Source organism: Nostoc sp. (genome assembly GCF_036917355.1).
Classification (GTDB): Bacteria; Cyanobacteriota; Cyanobacteriia; order Cyanobacteriales; family Nostocaceae; genus Nostoc.
The window spans coordinates 1-20,295 of sequence record NZ_JBALDP010000046.1; the positions used below are offsets into that span (position 1 = coordinate 1).

Here is a 20,295-nt window from a genome sequence, read left to right on the forward strand (position 1 = left end):
ATTCCCTGTTGAGTATGCGGGAGCAAACAAGCCACTGCCTCTACCAATCAGTTGCACATCTTGGGAATCAACCCTCAAATTTCCCCCTTTGCCCGCACCGAAAATGCCAGCTCCTACCTGTGCCCCACCCTCAAGCCGCAAGGTGCTAGCACTGATACTGACATCACCCCCCTGTCCGCTTGCCTTTTCTTGCACCGGATTATCAATGACACTATTGTTAAGGTTTATTGCGACCGTAGCATTAACCGAAATATTTCCCGCCTGACTATTATTAGAACCCAATCCACGTTCTATACCTGCACCCAGTAAACTCCCTCGTGTCATCTCTAAATTCCGGGCATTAACTGAGATACTACCACCATTGCCAGCAAATACATTTACTTGCGCGCCATCGCTAAGGAAAACATCGCTTCTTTCTACACTATTGGGAAAACTCAAACGACTATTATTATCCCCATTCAACCCAACTGTACCGACATTAGCTAACCCACCTAACTCGACGAGTCCACCAAAAGCATTCAATCTTCCACGATCCATGTTCACATTGCCGCCTACTAGCAGCAAACTTCGACCATTTGGGACACGTAGACCAAATGCATCCGCGTTACCAGGAGTAGATCCTGCTGGCGCAGTTGAACTATTTTGAATCGGTGCAGCCGCAATTTGATTGAATAGTAAGGCATTTGGATTTACTGTTAACAAGGGTGAAGGTGCTTCTGGATTTGAGGCGCTGAAAAATCCCAAATTACCAAACCCAATGGCATTGGCTGTTGTGGCGACAAAGGAACCGCCGATATTTAAACTAGCATTTTTACCAAAAATAATCCCATTAGGATTGAGCAGGAATAAGTTGGCTTTACCGTTAGCACGAATTAAGCCATCTATATTAGAAATTGACTTACCTGTTACTCGTGTCAGGATGTTCTGAATATCCAGTGAATTATTGAACAAAGCAGTACTGCCATTGAGAACAGAGAACTCCCCAAAGCTGTGGAACAGATTACCCCCTCTGATGGTTCCACCCTCAATAATCCTGGTATTGCCCTCTAGTTTCACATTGGAATTATTTGGTAGAGTCCCGTCTGGGGTGATTTGGGCAACTGAGATATTTGCATATAAGGTAACTGCACTAACAATGGCAATTCCTAGACCTTGTAACCAGTTTGGCGCAGTTTTAAAAGACATTGCACTCTCTTATATAAAAGGAAATTTAGGTTGGAAGCTTCAATTTTGAGTAGAAAGTATTAAAACTAGCTCTTTCAAGGTAGCTAAAAACTTTAGTCAAGAAATTACTTTTTAAGCTCTTTACTCGGTGTTTTTTATGCCCGTGTAGTTAAATAAATTACTTGTAAACTACAGAGGCACAGAGAGCGCTAAAGAAAAACAAGATATTTAACGAGTCACCTTGAAAGGGCTAGTCCTGTAAGTGTCAGGACTATGAACTTATGCATAACAGAGGATATTAGCAAATTGGCACTGTTGAATCAAGTGAATAAACCAGAGCAGGGGTTTAAGCGTTTGATAATTGAAGCGATTTTTTCATCAATATCCTTATACAACAAGGGTTTCACAAATTACGTGCGTTTGCCCTAGTGAATAAACTTATCTCACTGCTACCAATTAACAATCAGAAGGTAAAGCTAAAACCTCTGATTTCCAGCCGTGAATAAACCAATCTCACTGCTACCAATTAACAATCAGAAGGCAAAGCTAAAAAACTTCTGATTCCCAGCCGTGAATAAACCAATCTCACTGCTACCAATTAACAATCAGAAGGAAAAAACAAGCTTACCTTCAGTTCAAACCCCAATTTAAAACTCAGGGAAAAACAATGTCTAACATCAATAAGCACGGAGTAGATATGAACAACAAGCAAATCAAAGACCTCTACAGCATCGAAGTTGTGCAAGACCTTTCCCATGAAGCCGCTGCTACTATTAGTGGTGGTGGCTTAGACCTTTCCGACGGGAGGAATGGTGATGGAGCGCGGCGAAATAATATCGGACGCCCAGTAGCCAATTTAGGCAGCTTTAACAATAAAGCATCTTGGTACCAGGTGACGGGTAGAAGAGATTGGATTGTCTACACTGGCCAAAATTTCACAGGTAAATCAAGGCGTCTGCAAGCAGGTACAAAAGGTAACTTCACGGGTACTTTTAACAACGACATCGCATCTGCCAGACCTGCATAATCAGCTATCAGTTATCAGAAGGCAAAGCTAAAAACCTCTGATTCCCAGCCGTGAATAAACAAATCTCACTGCTACCAATTAACAATCAGAAGGAAGAAAACAAGCTTACCTTCAGTTCAAACCCCAATCTAAAACTCAGGGGAAAAACAATGTATAACATTAATAAGCACGGAGTAGATATGAACAACAAGCAAATCAAAGACCTCTACAGCATCGATGTGCAAGACCTTTCCCATGAAGCCGCTGCCACTATTAGTGGTGGTGCTTTAGACTTTTCCGACAAGAAGGATGGTGAAGGAAGGCGGCTAAATAATATCGCAAATGCACGACGCAGTTTAGGGAGCTTTAACAATAAAGCAACTTGGTACGAGGTGACGGGTAAAAGAGATTGGATTGCCTACACTGGTGAGAATTTCACAGGTAAATCAAGGCGTCTGAAAGCAGGTACAAAAGGTAACTTCACTGGTCCTTTTAACAACGACATCGCGTCTGTCAAACCTGCATAATCATCTCTGGTCTATTTCATACCGTGTACTCGAATCTTTCAAAACCTCAAAGAGAAAAAAATGCTCTCACATAGGCTTTTAGCTGAGTAACATTCTTCTCTTGCAGTTCGTAGGGGCGAGGTCGTTTTCGCTCCTACTTTTTTATTCATATCAAAATAGCACAAATAAACGTAAACGGTGTTAACAGTTATCAGGTAGGAAACGGACTTGTCCACCCCTTGTTCACTACGACTGGTACTGTTAACTGCGGCTGTTACTGATTTTTTAAACAATGAAATACTACAGTATATTGCAACACAGTGAAGAGGATTGTGGTGCAGCAAGCCTAGCCACGATCGCTAAATACTACGGACGCACCTTTGCCCTCAATCGCGTGCGAGAAGCAGTGGGTACGGGAACGCGAGGAACTACACTATTAGGCTTAAGGCGGGGAGCAGAAACCCTGGGATTCCATGCCCGTCAAGTTCAAGCTACCCCAGAACTGCTTGAGAAATTAAATGAAGTCCCCTTACCAGCGATCGTTCACTGGAAAGGCTACCACTGGGTAGTATTGTACGGGAAAAAAGGGAAAAAATATGTCATCTCTGACCCTGCCGTTGGTATCATGTACCTCACCTCCCAGGAGTTAATCGCGGGTTGGAGTGATGGTGTGATGCTGCTGCTGATGCCAGACGATAGCCGCTTCTATGAGCAACTCGAAGATAAAATTGGCGGCTTTGGGCGCTTTATTGCCCGCGTTATGCCATATCGCAATCTTTTGGTTCAGGCGATCGCTATCAACTTTGCGATCGGGCTATTGTCCCTCGCTTCCCCTTTAATGATGCAACTCCTCACCGATGATGTGTTAGTGCGGGGAGATACCCAACTGCTAACAACGGTGGCAATTGGCGTCATTGCCATGAACCTAATTCAAAGTGCCATTGGTTTGGTACAATCTCACCTGATTGGTCATTTTGGTCAACGGTTGCAATACGGGCTAATTCTAGAATATGGCCGAAAACTGTTGCGCTTACCCCTATCATATTTTGAAGCCCGTCGCAGTGGGGAAGTCGTTAGCCGGATTGCAGATGTTCATACCATCAATAATCTAGTTTCCGAAATTGTCCTTGGTTTACCCAGTCAATTTTTCGTGGCTCTGGTTTCCTTGGGTTTCATGCTCTTCTATAGTTGGCAACTGACTCTCGCTTCCCTCGCCGCTTTTGCGATCGTCACTTTTGTTAACCTGCTTTTTCTTCCCGCCTTGCGCCAGAAAACCCGCAGCCTCATCGTTAAAGGTACAGAAAATCAAGGCTTTTTAGTCGAAACCTTTCGCGGTGTTCAAGTCCTGAAAACCACCCAAGCGACTCCGCAAGCTTGGCAAGAATATCAGACAAATTTTGGTCGCCTTGCTAACTTAGACTGGACTACGATGAAGTTGGAGCTTTACAGCGGCACAGTCACTAGTATTCTTTCCAAATTGACGAGTATTAGCATACTCTGGTTAGGTTCTAGCTTGGTGATTAATCAGACATTATCCATCGGTCAACTGCTGGCGTACAGTGGTATGAGTGGTAGCTTTCTTGAATTTTTAGAGTCAGCCGTCGGGCTAATTGATGAATTTATCACTGCACAAATTGTCGTTCAACGCTTGACAGAAGTAATAGATTCTACCCCAGAAGATGAAAATGACTTTAAAAAACCTTGGGCAGAAATTCCTGGCAATGCAGATATTATTTGTTCTCAAGTTAACTTTCACCATCCTGGTAGAACTGACCTGTTAGAAAATTTTTCTTTAACTATTCCTGGTGGTAAAGTAATAGCCTTAATCGGTCAATCTGGCTGTGGCAAAAGTTCCCTTGGCAAATTAATTACTGGTTTATATTGCGTTCAATCTGGTAACATTCGTTATGGTTTATACAACCAGCAAGACTTATCTTTAGAATGTTTGCGGCAGCAAGTCGTATTAGTTCCCCAAGAACCTCATTTTTGGAGTCGTTCGATTGTAGAAAATTTTCACTTCAGTTATCCCAACATTAGTTTTGAGGAGATAGTCAAAGCTTGTCAAATTGCTGGTGCAGATGAATTTATTAGCAAACTACCCGATAAATATCAAACTATTTTAGGCGAATTTGGTGCAAATATTTCTGGCGGACAAAGGCAGAGATTAGCTATAGCTAGAGCAATTGTGATTGACCCACCTGTATTAATTCTAGATGAATCTACAGGCGCTCTTGACCCAGTAAGTGAAACTCAAGTTTTAGATAGATTACTGAATCACCGTCAAGGTAAAACTACAATTATGATTAGCCACCGTCCTCAAGTTATCAAACGGGCTGATTGGATTGTATTGCTTGAAGATGGGCGCTTAAAAATTCAAGGAACTCCAGAAGAATTACGTCATATTCCTGGAGAGCATTTAAGCTTTCTTGATGAGATTTATTCTAATAATGGTAATGGATTGAAATCTTCTTTACTTTTTCGGAATTAGTTAATGTTTACCAAACAGAATTCAGGAATCAGGAGTCAGAATTCAGAATGAATTTTGCACGACTGGCGGATAGCGAAGCGTTAGCGAGTCTTCAAGCGTCTTAATTCTGAATTCTGTATTCTGTATTCTTCAAAACTTATGATTAGTAAGTCTCAAACAAATTTTTTACCCTTAGTTCAAGACAACGAGTTTCTCCCACCAATTAGTGGTTGGACTACATTTGGCGGACTATTTATCGTGTTTGCCTTGGCGTTAGCTGTTCCTGTGGCTGCGGTTGCTAAATATAAAGTTACAGTGATTGGGCAAGCAGTTGTCCGTCCTGCGGGTGAATTGCCAATTGTGCAGGCGGCGACAGAAGGACAGGTAATGCAGATTTACGTCAAAGAAAATCAAACGCTGCAAAAAGGAGATAAAATTGCCACTATTGATGACTCCCGACTGCAAACCAAAAAAAACCAGCTGCAAACCAATATTCAACAAGCTAGGTTACAACTAATTCAAACCGTTCCCCAAATAAATGCAATCGATAGTCAAATTCGAGCCGAAAACGATCGCACCAATCGGACTATCGCCTCTGCTAAAGCTGAATTGCAGGGACGCGATCGCGATCATCAAGACAAAAAAATTACCACTATCACTGAACTTAAAGAAGCATCAGCCAATGTCAAAATGGCTCAAGAAGAATTATATGCAGGGCAAGCACAGTTACAATCAGCATTAGCTAATCTCCACGCAACCGAAGCGGCTTTAGGAGCAGCGACATCAAAGCAGAACCGATATGAAAGTGTTGCTAAACAAGGGGCATTATCTCGCGATCAACTAGAAGAAGTACAGCTGGCTGTGAAACAGCAACAACAAGCTGTACAGGCGCAAAAAGCCACTTATAAGGCCCAAGAAAAAACAAATGAACGGCTAAAACAAGCTGTTAATGGGGCTATTGCTAAACGCGATCGCGCTCAAGCAGTTATCAACCCAAGCAATGCAGAGGTAGCAATGGCGACTGAACGCATTGCTCAAGAAAAAGCCTCTGGGGAAATAAATAAAGCATCCTTAGAAAGAGAACTTCAAGTACTTCTTAAGCAGAAAATTGAAACGGAAAAACAATTAGAGCGCGATACTAGCGAATTCAAGCAAGCTGAAATTGACCTGAAGCAAACTACTATTACCGCTACAGCAGACGGGATTATTTCCAAGCTAAATTTGCGAAACCCCGGTCAAACTCTCCGGGCTGGGGAGGAAGTTGTGCAAATTGTTCCTAGTCATGCACCTTTAGTTATCAAAGCAGCTGTCGGTTCTGAGGAAAAAGGTAAAATAAAAGTCGGTCAAAAGGTGCAAATGCGAGTGACAGCTTGTCCTTATCCTGATTACGGTACTCTCAATGGCGTTGTCAAAGCAATTTCCCCGGATGCTGTTAGGTCGCAAAAAAACGATGCAGATGATGATACGAACTCTACCCCAAAAGCAACTGCTGTAGGTGCTTTTTACGAAGTCACAATTGAACCAGAGAAACTTGCTTTAGGTCGTAGTACAAAGAAATGTCAAATTCAATTGGGTATGGATGGCAGAGTTGATATTATTACCCGCGAAGAAACTGTACTGCAATTTGTACTCCGCAAAGCAAAATTAATGACGGATTTTTGAGATCGTCAATCGCCAAATTGACGTTATTTTTCAGTTATAAAGGAAAATTTTATTCAACTAAGGGTTTGAAATCGTAAAAAGTTCCTGACGGCGTTGAATCAACATTACAACAACACCGCTTGCAACCACAGCAAAGGCAGAAGGAATAAATGGCAACCATAGTCCTTGTTTTAAAAGAGCGATCGCACAAACTCCATATAATATGACAACTGTTACAAAGATAGCGCATCTCTTATGTGAGAGCGATCGCATCTGCCAAATAATCAGACTCCCAACTACAGACCAGCCGTATATCCAAAGAATATCTCCCCAGTAAGGCAAAACCCAAAGAATTGGACGTTGGTCTAAAACTGCACTCAAAACTTGGCTAACCATTTGTGCTTGTATAAATACTCCTGATATTTCTTGGTAATCTTGCTGTGCAGTACTGTAGAGAGTTGACCAAGTATCGCTGACTGTATTAGCTGTCACTCCAACGATCACTAGCTTATCTTTCAGTGATTTACGATCGAATTTATCGCTCAATACATCGTTAAGGGAAACTCTCTGATAATCTGTATTACGATAATTGATAAGTATTTGATTTCCACCTAAATCAACTCCTTGTTGATAAGCACCACTGCGGCTAAATTTTAAGCGTTTAAATACTTTAGAGCCAAACTGTACATAATCTTCATTAAATTTAGGTTTAATATTTTCGTAAGATAAGTAACGAGCAACTAATTGCAACGAGAACGAATAAGGCGTTGTACAAGTCGAAGAAGGCTCTTGTGCCATCATCAAAATTTGACGACGGACGATACCATCTCGGTCTTGAATTGCATCAGTAAAACCCTGACGTTCTACAGGTACGTCTTTCGGAGGTTTAACACCTTGGAGATCGTATTTATTATCGCGGCTTTTGCAGATAACAACAACATTATCTTTATTAAGTTCAACCGGAAGTTGTATTAGATTCGATTTATTTGGGGGGTCAGCCAAGTCTCTATAAATATCCAGTCCAATAACTCGCGGTTGATACTTTTGTAATTTGTTAAGCAATTTAGCTAACGTATTATCTGAAATCGATTTCAGTCCTTTGGTCATCTCTTGTTGTGATTGAATATCTTTTTCAGTAATTTCTACAATTATCAACCTTGGATCTGGCTCTTCTTGAGGTCGCAACCGTAGCATTTGATCGAAACTTTGCAGTTCAATTTTCTCAAAGATTCCCAAGTATCTCAAACCTAGCGTTGAAACAGCCACAATTAAAGTACTAAGTATTACAGTCCAAAGTTTGAATTTTGGTGTTGCAATTTTACCTTTTTTTGAAACTTCATCTACAAATTTAGTATCAGCAAAATTACCGCACAGTTCTTGCCACGTAGTAGAAACAGTTGTGGGATTTTGACAGATAACTGGCAACCAACTAGCACAAGGAAATTCATTTTCCAGTCCTTGAAGTCTTTCTCGCGCTTCTCGCACAGCCAAGTAAAATGGTTTCCTATCTGCAAAGGCTGTAAGAAAGTTTTTTAAAAATTCTTGTGCTATTAAATCTGGCACTCCTTCCCGCATTACAATCATTTGGGGAATGTTTAAATCAGCTAAATTTCGTCCTAAACCAATTCCGTCACAAGAATTGAAAATTGCTAGTTTCAAACCGCGTCTAATTGCTGCTTTAAGTGCATGTTTCAATTGCAAAATTGTTAAACTTTCTGTTTTGTTGATGCAAATTTCCCCAATTTCTCCGTCAGCAAGACTATTGCTATGTCCGGCAAAAAATAGAATATCCCAATCGTGATTCCATAGATATTCGTCAAGTGTTTGCCGTGTTGGTTCTATAAGAAAGGTGGTTTTGGCATCTGTCAAACCTTGTAACAAAGAGCCATCTTTCTCAATATCAATACCAACTCTATTGCCTAAAATTGCTAAAATTTTGACTTTACCTGTAGGAGATTTTTGTAATAACTGAGGAGATTCATACTCATGATTGCTCAAAGCTAATTCTGCTTTCGGGTAATCTTCAAAAAAATGCCATAGATGCCAAGGCAGGCGATGCAGTAGAACTATATTTGTTTCAATAATTACTCTAATTTCATCATGACGACTGAGTAGAGTTCGCAACTGCCGTTCAATATTCTGAAATGACTCAAATTTCAACCAAGCATTGATATTTGCTTGTAGCTGTTGACACACTTCATCAAAGTCATTGACAGAAATATTGGTTATGTCTTGTGAATGTACTTTTATCCGTTGATTGCTACGATCCAGGCGTTGATAAACTGCTGCGTAGAGTAACTGCCATCTGCGGTAGAGTTCGCTTAGTTCTGGTGCTGGCGGTAGACTCCCTGTTAATTTCACGGGTACAAATTGGTTATCACACCAAAGTTGAGCTGTGACAACAGGAAATCCTTGATTTAAATCCCCTCCCAAGAAGCTGAAGACAACTAGCTTACTCATAAGTTAAATCGACTTAGCCATTCGTGATTAACTAATGACTAATCAACAGGAAGCATTCTACTTATGCAAAAATACCAAATAAAAATGCAGTTCTTTCTCATCTGGGTATAGAACAGTAATAATCGAAACTTAGTACTAAGTCAAAAAGCTATGCTTAATGCGATTATTTAACTATTTATTGATAATGAATTGCTCTTATTGACACTTCTGGCTCCTAATAACTAAATTATGAAATTTTCTGTTATTTGATAATTATTCAGATCGATCTGGATGCTGAAACATTCTCCCACTTCCCCATCAAAGAGTTTTAACTGCACATAACTATCTTGAATTCTTGCTTGTACTTGTTGAAGTATTTCCCCTCGATCTGAAAGTAAAACTAGCTTGATATTAGCAGGTAGGGAAGGTTGATTACAAGCTGGATGTAGCTGCACGCGAATCCTAACTTGTTGGTTAGCTTCTGGTATTAAGGCAACTAATAAAACAACTTTTTGAGCCTCTATTTCTATTCCCCAGTCAATCAGTTTGGCGCGTTTGATAGCGGTAGCATTTAACCCGGAAGAAGTGCGGAAATTAAAAGCTAGGCTACTAGAGTTTGGCTCAAAAAATGTCTCTATAGCTTGCCAAGAAGTATCGTAAATCTCCTCCAGCCAACGACTGAGATTCACTTGTACTTGTGAGAATTGTGTAGGCGCAGCCTGTCGTAGCCTTTCTTGGTACAAACGTTGCCGCCACTGCTCATTTTCTAGTAGTATTCCCCAGGTTGTAAATGGCACTGCGAGTCTAGGAAATGTTACAGAGGAATCACTTAATCGTTGCACAAGATTTTCTGCTTGAACAGTCGATAATTCTGGTAGTGGAGCGATCGCACCTTTCATCTCCTCTGTTCCACAAAATTGGTAGGTCATCCAAAAAGCATTAAGGTCTTTAATTAAGTGCTGTGCATCTATACAATAAGTCCTATCTACTTGGTCGTAGTCTGCCAGTGATTTAAGTTCTTGATGGGTTATATAGCTCCAAATTCTTACCCACTCCCCATCTGCTGTAACTTGCACTGCTAAATAATAGTCTGCGGCCCAACTAGGAATGTCTACCCATTCTTGAGGAACTTCTAACTCACTATCATCAATTGCCTCGCTGGGAATTAAAACGACTCGCTTTTCCTTTAACAAAATTGCTGTGCCATTGACAAATTCCCAAAAAGCAGGAATACCAGGGGAACTGTGCCAGATACTTGCTTCTGGAACATATTCAGCTTTTACCCAATTCAAAAACCCATGAAGGCAAATTTGATTCATGTAAGCACGCCAGCGACTGCTAGGTGTGGCGTACATTTGGCTTTCTTGCCAAGAACTTGTCTGTAATGATGGTGATATTTCTAACAATAGTTCCTGCGGTTCTGTAAAAGCCGAAGTCATTCTTACTACCTCATCCTTCATAATTTCAGCGATATTCCCCATACTTAACTTTCAACCATTCTTCCAAAGCACTACTCATATCATTAACTAGGTTGGAAGTTACAGAAATATTAAGCGTGTCTTGACTCCATTGGATCAATGCTGAAAGCATTGATTCTCTACATTTGATCAGCCGACGAGAAACAGTAGGCTGACTCATTTGTAGGCGTTCTACAATCTGTGGCTGAGTTAACCCCTGTTGGTAATAAAGTTGAAGTATTTCCTGGGTTTTTACTTCAAAAGTTTGTAAAGTTTTTAACAAAACAGCCTCAATCTGAGATTGTTGATTTTGTTGGTTTTGGGCATCCTCTTGGGCTATCATCTCCGTGATTAATGAGTCAGAGGATGGATCTGGCAAATCAAAAGTTGTTGTGGAGTCATCTTCTGATATCACTACATTTAGAGAACTAACTGGTGGATACAGATAACCACGCACGTAGACAGCTGCTTGGGTTAGCCACTGTTCAATTTTCTCTCTCGTGGATTCTGGAGTAGATTGAGTTAACTGATTTTGGCAATCGCGGTTGTAGAGGTTGACAATAGCTTCCCAAAGTTGGGGTTCTGGTTCTGGTAGTGATTTTGTGCCACCTGGTTGGTTTTGAACATACAGTTCTTTGAAACAAGTCCAGGCGAGTCGATATTGGGCAATTAGAATCGGTGATAATCCAGCTTGAGCAAGAGCTTCTAATAACTGCTTTTTGCTGACTTTACGTAACAATGCCCAATTTGTGCAAATATCAGCTTCCTTACGTTGGCGTAAAATATCTTTTAGCCGACTGGGAACCGCAATAGTAGCATAGGTTTTTAAGCTAGAGCATTTTTCTAGATTAAAATTTTTGAGAATTGTTTCAATTTCAGCATTCGCCATTTGAAAATAATCTGCTAGGCTATGTTGAATATTTGTAAATTTGGCAATTGTTTTTTTAGCAGCCCAATAATTTGGTTCCTGTAAATAAGCAGATAAATGCATTCTAGCAAGGCTATTAGATTGCTCTCGCCAGCACTTGTGCCAATGTAACGCCCAAAAATTTTCTGAGTTAGGGACGAATGGTGAAGACTCCAAGCAATTTTGAATATTTCGATGCAGTTTGATATCAATCAACCATTTGCTGAATCTGTCTCCTTCCAACTCAAGGAATGTTGAGAACATCTCGATAATTTTTTGACGAGGACGCATAAGCAGTTAACAATTTCAATTGATCCGAACTTAAGCAACTATCAAGCAGATATCTCTGTGGACAATTGCAAGATACTGGTTTGCTAATGTGCAATTCCATAGCATACATATTTTATTCCCTGATGTTTTTTGAAGATAACTCTATTCATATTCTGTATGTGTTGATCGATTAGCGATTGTATACCCATACGCTCTATTTGAGTTAGAAGTATAGGTATATCATCGACTCCTTCCGTTTGTAATTATGGCTTCAGTAGCCATAATTGGGAACATATACCTAATTGAGTCTTTTTGGGAATATTCCCTTCGGTACACTTTTGACTATCTACTTTTCCTAAATCCCTAAAAAATGGGCGAACCGGGAATAATTAAAGTTAATTGCTTATTTTCAGCTTAAAGTATTTTAATTAAATCGATTAAATCAACTTTTTTGAGCTAACCGCAAGTGAGTTTAAAAGTGAGAAAAATCAAACTACTGGCTTTGATATTAATGAGTTTGGCAATGGTGTTGTGGTTTAATTCGCGTTTTTCAACACCTTCGATACCCACTATTGCGGCTCCACCACCAAAAACTATCCGCTACTTCGATCGCACTTTACCCCAAAGCATTGCTCACATCGTGCTGATTCCATTTAATAGCAAATTTTTGGTGACTCCTGCACTATCACAGAAGGTAGCCACTGTAGAGGAATTTGCCCAAAAGTATCAAGCCGTGGCTATTTTGAATGCAGGCTTTTTTGACCCAGCCAACCAAAAAACTACATCTTATGTTGTCCGACAAGGAAAGTTGATAGCCGATCCCAAGGAAAACGAGCGCTTGGTGAACAATCCCAACTTAAAATCTTATTTGGGTCAAATATTCAATCGCACAGAATTCCGTCGCTACTTATGCGGGAAAACTATCCGCTATTCCATTGGCCTACACAGTCAGTCACCACCAGCAGGTTGTCAGTTAGTTGATGCTATAGGTGCTGGCCCACGCCTATTACCAGAACTCACCTTAGAAAAAGAGGGCTTTGTAGACAATACTAATAAACGAGATGCCCTTGGCAGCAATCAACCCAACGCCAGAACTGCCGTAGGTATCACCCCTGATGGCAGCGTTATTTTGGTTATGGTGGCTCAAAAACCCTCGGCTTCGGCGAACTCTGGAATCTCTTTGCCAGCGTTAGCTGACTTGATGAAAACTCTTGGAGCGGATGAAGCAATGAATCTGGATGGGGGAAGTTCGTCTTCGCTTTATTACAATGGGAAAACCTTTTACGGGAAGGTTGATTTGGAGGGAAATTCTATCAAGCGTCCTGTGAAGTCAGTTTTGCTGGTTCAGGAAAAGTAGGGGCTGTGGCAATACTTCTCAGGTTTTGCACTTTTAACTCGGAATCAGGTTTGGGGAAAAGGTTAAAGGGTAAGGGTTAAAGGTTTTTTCTTTTCCCTTTCCCATTCCCCTTTTCCCCTTAACCGAGAAGTATTGGGGGTTGTGGGAATTATACCTACCCACTGGTAGATTTTTGCCATATCAGCAATTCCCGAATCCGAATTGCGTCACAATGGTAATAGGCAATCATTGAAGGTACTGTTATGCTTCGTCTAACTCAAATTATTCGGAACTTGTTCCTTCGTTTTGAAGGCTTGTTTGGTGTTTTATTCCAAAGTATTTCTAATTTTTTCGGAAATTTATTTGGTTTTTTTGCCAAGCTTTTCGGATTCTCTCAGTCTGGTTATTTCTTAGAATCCGATCGAGTGCAAGACGTAAAACAAGCTTCAGCTAAACAGCCAATTGAAACGAATCTGGATAACATTGCTAAAATTCCTGCGACTAACCGCCGTCGTTCTAATGCCAAACTTGACGACTACTACCTCAACATGGCTCGTGATGTGAAAAAGAAATGAAAAAAGCCATCCAGTGGAGGGTTAAGTTTATTAATCAACTGTTCCACCCTTAACTTGCATAATTAGGGTGGACAAGACTTTAGCATCAGCGCTACTTTAATAACGCTCAGTACAGGTCAGCCGAACGCTGTCCACCCCACAATATTTTAATTAAATTTAGATATGTAAATTATATCTGGAACAGTTTAGCAATAACTAAATGGCGCTTTGCATTTTCAGACAAATCATCTAGCCACAATTAACGAATTTGTATGTGCGTAGGCTATCAAAAACAGCAGGCATTGCACCTTTAACAAAAATTTTGTCCAGTTTGAGGCTGGACAATAGCTAGAAATATTTTTGAGCTTGAATATTTACTTAGTTTTTAACTTACCAAATCAACTAAGGCGTTGCTTTGAAAGCGGACTATAGATGAAACTGAGCAACCGCGATAATTCTCAGAGGTAAATACTGATAGTGTGATATTAGCTTGACCTGGATCTAAAATGCGTTTTACCTTGCAGGTTTGCATTTTATTGTTGCAGTAAGCAATAATCCGATCGCCAGCCTTGACTTCCAACGCTTGAATTTTCAATTAATACCAACCTTGCCAGGAATTTGCTTTGTTAAAGGAAAAATATATTGCTATATCTCACTCGTTTGACAATAGCAATGTTCTTTTACTATAGCACAAAAATCAAGGATATCAATGCTATCAATTTAATCTTGGTAATGTCAAGTTTATTCATGCTGCAAATACTAGTGCAGGAGGTAGGAGGCAGAAATTGATCTGTTGCTCTCAACCCTATCTAATTCCAAGCCACCAAATCGTTCGCGCCGTTTCTCGGTTGGAGTATTTGTTGAAATTCAGATGTAGGGAAACCTCTACTCCAAAGAAGTTAGAGCTAAATTTTTTTGATGGGAGATTTTTCTCTCGATGTTTTTGTTACAATCATTGAAATTTTTACCTAAAAATACCACTATGGCTTTATACGCTGAATTACATAGACATCTAGGCGGCTCGGTCGTACCACGAGTTTTATGGCGATATTTCGAGCGGCATTCTTCGGAGTTAATTTCCCGCTTTACTGACTATTCAGATTTTGAAGATTTTTATACCCGCCCACGTAACACTCTAGATGAGTATCTAGAATTACACACCTTGGTAGAAAGCGTGCAAACTGTAGAGACTTTGCCTTACTTTATCTATCGCTTGGTGCGTGGTGCTTACATATTTGAAAATTTGGCTTATCTGGAACTGCGCTACACTCCTTATTTGCGAACACCTCAACATCTCAGTCAATCCGAAAGAATTGACAAGATGGCAGAAATTGTCCGAGTCGTAGGACTTGCCAGCCATCAGCCAGAATATCCGATTGTTACTAGCCAAATTCTCTGTATGCACACACGCCTGCCTTATGAGGTGAACAAGGCAATTGTTGATTTGGCGGCGCAAAATCAACAGTATGTCTGTGCAGTAGATGTAGCAGGAGGTGATAGTTATTACGCCGATCGCTTAGAAGAATGGATTAGCTTATATGATTATGCGCGATCGCTGGGCGTTAACACCACGGGACATCTATATGAAACCACCGCTGGTTGTTATCCAGAACTGTTACCCTATCTGATGCGGATTGGTCACGGCATTCAAATTCCCCTACTATATCCAGAGCTACTTAATGATGTGGCTAGACGCGGACAATGTTTGGAGGTTTGTCCGACAACTTACCTAAAAACTGGAACTTTGCAGGATATACGTCAACTCAAATTAGTTTTTGACCGTTGTCTTGATGCTGGGGTTGATATCGCTATCTGTACTGATAATGCTGGATTGCACAATGTGCGTCTACCATTTGAGTATGAGAATCTCTTGACTTACAACATCATTAGTTTTGAACAACTACAAGCTTGTCAAGATGCAGCTTTCCGTCATGCTTTTGCTTGGCCTTACAGTCAACCTCCTGCATCACTGTTGAATGGTTTGCTCAAACCTGAACCAGCTAAAATTTTGTCCCTGAGAGATACTAATTAACAAATCGCCTAAAGATACTCATAAAGTCAGGTGATTTAATGTTAATTAATGTTGCAATGACTAATTTTTTCTGATGCCATAGAAAAAGTTGTAATGCATAATAGATATCTTGCAATAATTAATGTTTTAGAAATTAAACCACAGATGCACACAGATAATTTATCAGTGTTTATTTGTGGTTCTTTTGTTGCTGAGAAAGGATTCTTGCTATAAGTCGTATATAGCGTGCCCCCAGAAGCTATAAACTATAATTTATGGCATCTACTATTCAAACTCTACCAACAGAAGTCGTATATCTCATTACAGCTGGTGAGGTAATCGACTCTTTAGCTTCTGTGGTGCGGGAATTGGTAGAAAATTCCCTAGACGCAGGTGCAACGCGAATTGTGGTTTCTCTATGGCCGCAGCAATGGCGAATTCGTGTGGCAGACAATGGCTGTGGAATGAACCTAGATGATTTGCAACAAGCAGCCACAGCCCACAGCACTAGTAAAATTCGCTCTAGTGCCGATTTGTGGAAAATTAACAGTTTAGGGTTTCGTGGTGAGGCGTTGCACAGTTTAACGACTCTGGCAGAGTTGGAAATTTTGAGTCGTCCTCTGGGGGGAAATTTAGGATGGCGGATAATTTATGGCGATGGCGGGAAAGTTGTACAAGTTGAAGCAACTGCGATCGCACCTGGTACAGTAGTTACAGTTTCTCATCTTTTTGGTAATTGCTCATCTCGTCGTCAGGGATTACCCACAACAGCACAGCAAATGAAAGCTGTGCAAGCCACGATTCACCAAATCGCCCTCTGTCATCCCCGCGTCACCTGGCAGATTTGGCAAAATGACCGTCAATGGTTCACCATTTGTCCCGCTGCCACAACTGGACAACTACTACCGCAGATTTTACCGCAAGTGCGACAAGGTGACTTGCAAGAAATAAAACTCGAAATACCCAACCCACTAAACTCAGAACTCCTAACTCCCCACTCCCCACTCCCCACTACTTCGGCTTCTCTACGAGACGCTACGCGAACGCTCAGTACAAGTCCCCACTCAGCACTCCCCACTCAGCACTCAGCACTAAATTTAGTGGTAGGATTACCCGATCGCTGTCATCGTCATCGTCCAGATTGGGTACGTGTAGCCATTAACGGACGGATGGTAAAGACACCGGAATTAGAGCAAACGATATTATCAGCATTTCATAAAACATTACCGCGCGATCGCTATCCAATTTGTTTCTTACATCTTGCCATTTCCCCCGATCAAATTAACTGGAATCGCAATCCAGCAAAAACAGAAATTTATCTCAACGAAATCATTTATTGGCAAGAGCAAATTACTCAAGCAATTAACCAAGCACTCAGCATTTCTTCTAACAATCTCAAAGAAGCTGTTCACACGACACGAGTTAGTAAATTACTCAAAGCCGCAGAAGCCAAAGGTGGCTACAATTTCAATTCTCAAAATCCTAACGAAAATCCCAAAACTCCTAACTCCTCACTCCCAACTGCTAACTTTTTAAAAGCTGTCGCTCAAGTTAGCAATACTTATATTGTGGCGGAACATTCAGGTGGGATGTGGTTAGTAGAACAGCACATTGCCCATGAGCGAGTTTTGTATGAGCAATTATCTGATAATTGGCAACTTGTCCCCATCGAACCGTCAATAATTCTTTATCAATTATCGCCAGCGCAAGTATTGCAACTGCAACGCATCGGTTTAGAAATAGAACCCTTTGGCGAACAACTTTGGGCAGTTCGTAATATCCCCGCACCTTTACAACAGCGAGACGACTGTGCAGAAGCAATTTTAGAACTTAGTTGGGGAGGCGATTTACAAACAGCCCAAGTAGCTGTCGCCTGTCGCAGTGCCATTCGTAACGGTACACCGATGAATCAACAAGAAATGCAGATACTTTTAGATAATTGGCAACGCACTCGCAACCCTCGCACCTGTCCCCACGGACGCCCAATTTATCTGTCCTTAGAAGAATCAGCTTTAGCTAGGTTTTTCCGGCGTAATTGGGTAATCGGTAAAAGTCATGGAATTTGATGTTTTTAGTAATGCCAAATCTCTTTTTTCTCTCTTGTCGCTTGCCAAATTATTTGTCTGCGTTGACAAATTAGTGTCCATATTGACAAATTAGTGTTCATTAAACAATCTGGATAAGGCATATCAAAAATGAACTGTTATGATCGCAATACCAGTTTAATAATCAGTAGACCGAAAAGTTTTGCGATCGCTCAGTAATGGATACTGTTGCACTCATATAATCAGAATAATCTGTAAGAAAGCTAACTGCCTTTTGTATTGTTAGTTAACTATTTGTTTCCAGCAAATAGAGGCGATCGCCTTTTGTGTATAAATTGGATTTTTACTATCGACTAAGACTAAGCACCTGCATCGAGATTGTGAAAAAAAGTAATTCTGAGAGCCAATCGGCACTGTAGTGCAGTCGATGCTACTGGAGTTAGCATGTGCCAAGAATTATCTGAGCGCACAATCACAGCCGAAAACTGGTTCAGTGGTGCAATATCTTGGAAGACAGATTCTGGTTTTTTGTCAAAGAGAATTCGCAAACAACCACCCCAGTGCATAGGCCATTGTTCATTGAAAAATAGCAAATGAGTCAAAGCTTTTGATGGTTCATCAGTGTGAGGGCGATGACTGTTACCTAGATTATATCGACGAAAGCCAATCACCATTGCACAGTCTTTCAATTCCACCCCAGACATCTGTGTTAAGGCTTGACGGTAAGCAGGCGTCCACAGTTCTTCTATCACTTGTCGCCAAGGACTGCTGAGATTAACAAGATTAGAGGATAATCTACCTTGTGCAATGCGATGCCTGCGGCGGGCGTAGCCATCGCGCCAACGATCTGACAACTCGAGGTATATATTCTTTCTTAACAAAGTTATTTTGTTACCAACTATTTGGGACAATAGTAGTAATTATTACAATTTCTACAACTGAATGAGATTAGGTTTAGTGGGAATCTTGATTGAGCTATTTATTTGTCAGCCGATCATAAAACTAAAATGAGTGTTTTCTTCTCAGATGAGGCAATCGCTAGGTTCATTCAGGAAGATGTTCCCTACTTAGATTATTTATTTGGTCTATTGGTTGTATACATAGAATAGTCTAGTCGCTGTATGGTTTTGCTTCAACTATAGTGTCGAGACAACTACAACCTTTCCCTATAACTCGGACAGTTTTCCAATTTACAGGTGAGTCTCACTTATAAAGAGTTTATTAGCTTGATAGTTATCTGCTTGATAGTTATCTATTTATAAGGCAAATAACGACAGCTTAGTTTCTATACAATATTAAGCTGAACTATTTTAAAAAGAAATAAAAATTAATTTTGTTCGTGTTTGATTACTATATTAGTTGGTATTTTACTCAATAAGTTGGTATTATCTTCATTAGATTACACAGATACACTTATCCATTTGGAAAAACGCAAATCTAACAAGAGGTTTGCGGCTAACTTTGGCGTCAGGATTTATTAGTTTTTAATATCAGTTATTAAAAACTAGCTATTTAGTAGCGTTTGGTAAGGAGTTGAAAGTTTAACGATAGAACAGTTTTTATTTTTATCTAACAGAATCTATTGTCAAATTGCTCAATTTTGGCGATAACGATACTAATTTTTGGTGAGCAAACAGGTTTGAGCAAAACAATCCAGTTTTTTCAATATTCAATAGTAAACGGAGAAATGTTTTATGCGTTTTACCCGCACGATTCCCATTGCGTCTTTAATGCTATCGATACTGGTTTTATGGCAGCCCACTTTAGCTGACTCAAGGAGCGATCTTCCCTGGAATAGAGAAGAAAAAACACCTTCTGTCTGGGATAAAAATAAGTGTCTTGGAGGTTCTTCGCAAAGTTTTCGCTTGGGTGGAGAACTCAAGAATCCAGCCACTTATAACTTGCAAAAACTGCGAAATTTACAAGATGCTTTAAAAAAACAAAATCCAGCATTAGTTACAGAAATCACTGTGAGCTTTCAAACCGGCTCAGGGCCACGAACAGAAACATACTACGGAGTTCCTCTATGGGAATTGATTAATAATCCGAAAGCCGGAGGTGGTCTAAAACCTGGAAATTCTGGGGTGAATTCTAAAAACTCTTTTCTGAGGCAATATGTTCTAGTTGACGCCACAGATTGCTATGGTGCAGTCGTAGCTATTGGTGAAATTCAACCTAACTTTGAAGGGAAAACAGTACTAGTCGCATTTGCAAAAAAAGGTAGTGATGGTAAAATCGTGCCTTTAACAGACGAAGGATTTGCTCGTTTAGTAGTTCCAGGTGACAAAGCTGGGGGTCGTTACGTTAGTAATGTGACAAATATCGTCATATTATCTGCTCCTCCTTCTCCTTTGAAACCAAAATATTTCTGATATAAAGACTAAGCTTGTCAATCTCAATAATATCAGCAATAACTTCTGGAGACATTTGTAAATTTATTGAGTATGACTGGCAAAAAGCAAGTTTTACGCCCACCATATCTTCAATAATTA

At 40.4% G+C, this 20,295-nt stretch carries 15 protein-coding genes; 9 read left to right on the plus strand and 6 right to left on the minus strand.

The window, feature by feature from the left end; translation table 11 throughout:
• On the minus strand, positions 1-1,185 hold a 1,185-nt coding region (locus tag V7K53_RS13440; RefSeq protein ID WP_335197998.1), incomplete at its 3' end, for a filamentous hemagglutinin N-terminal domain-containing protein.
• 646 nt (positions 1,186-1,831) lie between these two features.
• Between V7K53_RS13440 and V7K53_RS13445 the strand changes: the two genes are divergently transcribed.
• The 4 genes from V7K53_RS13445 to V7K53_RS13460 all read left to right on the plus strand — a co-directional run bounded on the left by V7K53_RS13445 (position 1,832) and on the right by V7K53_RS13460 (position 6,805).
• Complete coding sequence (locus V7K53_RS13445; protein WP_335198000.1) at positions 1,832-2,191, plus strand: hypothetical protein; 360 nt, start codon at positions 1,832-1,834, stop codon at positions 2,189-2,191.
• A gap of 149 nt (positions 2,192-2,340) precedes the next feature.
• Positions 2,341-2,697 carry a hypothetical protein gene (locus V7K53_RS13450; RefSeq protein WP_335198002.1) on the plus strand — a complete coding sequence of 119 codons (357 nt, stop codon included), beginning with the start codon at positions 2,341-2,343 and terminating at the stop codon, positions 2,695-2,697.
• Between the two features lie 271 nt (positions 2,698-2,968).
• Positions 2,969-5,164: a peptidase domain-containing ABC transporter gene (locus V7K53_RS13455; protein ID WP_335198003.1), complete on the plus strand. Its 2,196-nt coding sequence runs from the start codon at positions 2,969-2,971 to the stop codon at positions 5,162-5,164.
• 138 nt (positions 5,165-5,302) lie between these two features.
• Entirely contained in the window at positions 5,303-6,805 is a 1,503-nt protein-coding gene (locus V7K53_RS13460) for an HlyD family efflux transporter periplasmic adaptor subunit (RefSeq protein WP_335198004.1), read from the plus strand.
• A gap of 57 nt (positions 6,806-6,862) precedes the next feature.
• On the opposite strand, the gene V7K53_RS13465 is transcribed toward V7K53_RS13460, so the two are convergent.
• The 3 genes from V7K53_RS13465 to V7K53_RS13475 all read right to left on the minus strand — a co-directional run bounded on the left by V7K53_RS13465 (position 6,863) and on the right by V7K53_RS13475 (position 11,878).
• Positions 6,863-9,244: a CHASE2 domain-containing protein gene (locus V7K53_RS13465; RefSeq protein WP_335198005.1), complete on the minus strand. Its 2,382-nt coding sequence runs from the start codon at positions 9,242-9,244 to the stop codon at positions 6,863-6,865.
• A gap of 221 nt (positions 9,245-9,465) precedes the next feature.
• Positions 9,466-10,662, minus strand: a complete 1,197-nt coding sequence (locus tag V7K53_RS13470; protein WP_335198007.1) for a DUF1822 family protein — start codon at positions 10,660-10,662, stop codon at positions 9,466-9,468.
• 25 nt (positions 10,663-10,687) lie between these two features.
• Positions 10,688-11,878, minus strand: coding sequence for a sigma-70 family RNA polymerase sigma factor (locus V7K53_RS13475; RefSeq protein ID WP_335198009.1), 1,191 nt, complete (start codon positions 11,876-11,878; stop codon positions 10,688-10,690).
• Between the two features lie 457 nt (positions 11,879-12,335).
• Between V7K53_RS13475 and V7K53_RS13480 the strand changes: the two genes are divergently transcribed.
• Together V7K53_RS13480 and V7K53_RS13485 are read left to right on the plus strand one after the other, a co-directional pair.
• Positions 12,336-13,214, plus strand: a complete 879-nt coding sequence (locus V7K53_RS13480; RefSeq protein ID WP_335198011.1) for a phosphodiester glycosidase family protein — start codon at positions 12,336-12,338, stop codon at positions 13,212-13,214.
• Between the two features lie 242 nt (positions 13,215-13,456).
• The gene (locus V7K53_RS13485; RefSeq protein ID WP_335198014.1) at positions 13,457-13,768 is read left to right on the plus strand and encodes a threonine dehydratase; all 312 of its coding nucleotides are present in this window, start codon (positions 13,457-13,459) and stop codon (positions 13,766-13,768) included.
• Between the two features lie 364 nt (positions 13,769-14,132).
• Here the strand turns inward: V7K53_RS13485 and V7K53_RS13490 are convergent, their stop codons facing one another.
• Positions 14,133-14,342, minus strand: coding sequence for a hypothetical protein (locus V7K53_RS13490; RefSeq protein ID WP_094352741.1), 210 nt, complete (start codon positions 14,340-14,342; stop codon positions 14,133-14,135).
• Between the two features lie 387 nt (positions 14,343-14,729).
• Between V7K53_RS13490 and V7K53_RS13495 the strand changes: the two genes are divergently transcribed.
• Complete coding sequence (locus tag V7K53_RS13495; RefSeq protein WP_335198016.1) at positions 14,730-15,779, plus strand: adenosine deaminase; 1,050 nt, start codon at positions 14,730-14,732, stop codon at positions 15,777-15,779.
• Positions 15,780-16,033: 254 nt separating this feature from the next.
• Positions 16,034-17,824, plus strand: coding sequence for a DNA mismatch repair endonuclease MutL (mutL, locus tag V7K53_RS13500; RefSeq protein WP_335198017.1), 1,791 nt, complete (start codon positions 16,034-16,036; stop codon positions 17,822-17,824).
• 338 nt (positions 17,825-18,162) lie between these two features.
• Here mutL and V7K53_RS13505 read toward each other — a convergent pair whose 3' ends face one another.
• Complete coding sequence (locus tag V7K53_RS13505) at positions 18,163-18,657, minus strand: 2OG-Fe(II) oxygenase family protein (protein WP_335198019.1); 495 nt, start codon at positions 18,655-18,657, stop codon at positions 18,163-18,165.
• 840 nt (positions 18,658-19,497) lie between these two features.
• Between V7K53_RS13505 and V7K53_RS13510 the strand changes: the two genes are divergently transcribed.
• Entirely contained in the window at positions 19,498-20,175 is a 678-nt protein-coding gene (locus tag V7K53_RS13510) for a hypothetical protein (RefSeq protein WP_335198020.1), read from the plus strand.
• The last annotated feature ends 120 nt before the right edge of the window (positions 20,176-20,295 follow it).